This window comes from Desulforegula conservatrix Mb1Pa, assembly GCF_000426225.1.
Classification (GTDB): Bacteria; Desulfobacterota; Desulfobacteria; order Desulfobacterales; family Desulforegulaceae; genus Desulforegula; species Desulforegula conservatrix.
The window spans coordinates 1-1877 of the sequence record NZ_AUEY01000164.1 but is presented as its reverse complement, the minus strand read 5'-3'; the positions used below and the strand labels follow the sequence as shown (position 1 = coordinate 1877).

Genomic DNA, 1877 nt, shown 5'->3' with positions numbered 1-1877 from the left:
AATTGTCTGAAGATAAAAAGTCAATCGCGGATCTGATGATTTTTTATGTCGAAATGGGCGTGCAATTTACTGACAATTATGGAGACATTGATGAATGTTATCTGTACTCCTTGCTTGGCTGAATATATCAGCTTTTTTTTAACTGACACAGAATTATGAACACCCTCGTTTGTTAGTTAGAAATTTTTATTGCTGTGTGAACTATAGATAATTATGTAGTGTTATGATTTTTACGTGTCCCTTTTCAGTTAGGGTTCCATCCACATTAAAAGTTCTTTTATCTTCTTTTATTTTTGATTGTTCTGTCTCAAGCTTTCCATTGTCTTTTTTGTTAAGCTGAGCGCTTTCAAGACTATGAATATTTTTTTTGCTTTGAGCATGTTGATCATTCTTGACTTTTGAGTCTTTGCTTCCGGCAAAAGCCACATTTGAACCGAGAAACAAAACTAAAGTGCCTGTCAAAAATGATTTTATAAAGCTCGTCATTGCCAATTCCTTTTCAGGGATCGTATTTTATTTTTCAAATATGCATTAATTCCATATTAAAAATTTATATTCTCATTCCGATTCATAATGATATTTTTTTTAAGAGGCCGCCGCCGTCGGCGGCCCTTGGCAAAAGAGGAGAGTCTGAAAAAGACAAACTTGCATATTTATAATGCAATGGAGGTGCCAGAAGTTATATAAAAACCACTTAATTGGGTATGTGGTTTTAATATGCTAATTTTAAAGGATAATATAAATATCATGGCCGCAATTGTTTTTATAAAACCTTAATATTCAACCAATGACAAGGGTAATAAATAGTCATATTTGGGTGGGCGATGGATACAGATGGATATAAATGATGCATTGGCAAGAAAATTTTGGATGCGCGGTGCTTGTCCACTCACCCTTGGAAATTCCGGTGACATCAAACTTAAATGTCTCTTCATCTTTCATAAACTTCCCGCCTGTGCCCGATTCTAAGCACAAGAACAACAAGTTCAGAATCATTGAAAGTGTAAAGAACCCTGTAATCTCCTGTTCTGAAACTCCAGATTGCGGCAAGGTTTCCTTTCAGCCCTTTTCCGCAAGACGGATCTGGCAGGAGCTTTTCCTTTATTGCCTTGAGAATCTTCTCGCCTTCTTCCCTGCCTATTTTTTTTAGGTCTTTAGCTACACTCTGCTTAAATTTGAGATTATACATTCCAGCCAAGATCCTCAATCAACTGATTCTCGTCAATAACCTTGTCGGCCGGATTCAGCAGGCGGTCAACAGCGATTCTGTAATCAGCGGCTTCCTCGCAGTACCATTCAAGTGCTTCCCTTATTATTTCAGCCTGCTTTCTGTTTCTTTGAACTGCAATTTCCTGAATACTTGCAACTATGTTGTCCGGAAGTCTTAAAGACATTACCTTTGACATGCTATCACCTTTTGTAGTTGAATGTTTACACCATATTACATTGTAATTCTGGTGCTTCATTTTACAAGGTTTTTTTGGAGTCTTTGATGAATTTCGGGGACACCTAACTTTATAATCATGCAGGTTGATTATTTAGCTTGGTATCTCATAAATCAATTCAATTATGCGTGACTCGCTGCTCCAAAGGTTACGGACAGGGTTCAGCAGCTTGTGAGGGATTTTCCTTTCTTTGCAAGGGCTGTTGATGTGCTTGTGAATCTTTCCGTAGGAAGAGGGCTTACCCTTCGCTGCATGGTAAAAACAGGCGACCCCCTCAACAAGAAAATCAATCTTGAAAACGAATCATTATGGAAAAAATGGATGGACCAGGCCGACTGGTCAGGCAAACTCCATTTCCATGAACTCTGCCGCCTTGGCAAGCGACGGGTGATCAACGACAATTATTTTTCCGTGTCAGCGACAGTTATAATT

3 protein-coding genes and 1 pseudogene are annotated in these 1877 nt (G+C 38.3%); 1 reads left to right on the top strand and 3 read right to left on the bottom strand.

Annotation, left to right across the window (positions count from 1 at the left end; translation table 11 throughout):
- Window positions 1–201: 201 nt before the first annotated feature.
- The 3 genes from K245_RS0121530 to K245_RS25890 form a co-directional block, all read right to left on the bottom strand.
- Entirely contained in the window at window positions 202–486 is a 285-nt protein-coding gene (locus tag K245_RS0121530) for a hypothetical protein (RefSeq protein ID WP_027360807.1), read from the bottom strand.
- Window positions 487–931: 445 nt separating this feature from the next.
- The gene (locus tag K245_RS0121515) at window positions 932–1189 is read right to left on the bottom strand and encodes a type II toxin-antitoxin system RelE family toxin (RefSeq protein ID WP_027360806.1); all 258 of its coding nucleotides are present in this window, start codon (window positions 1187–1189) and stop codon (window positions 932–934) included.
- Window positions 1182–1406: a ribbon-helix-helix protein, CopG family gene (locus tag K245_RS25890; protein ID WP_051284538.1), complete on the bottom strand. Its 225-nt coding sequence runs from the start codon at window positions 1404–1406 to the stop codon at window positions 1182–1184. The genes K245_RS0121515 and K245_RS25890 overlap by 8 nt, the downstream gene beginning before the upstream one ends.
- A 189-nt stretch (window positions 1407–1595) precedes the next feature.
- On the opposite strand from K245_RS25890, the pseudogene K245_RS25885 reads away from it, so the two are divergent.
- A pseudogene (locus K245_RS25885) lies at window positions 1596–1877 on the top strand (phage portal protein); the annotation flags it as partial.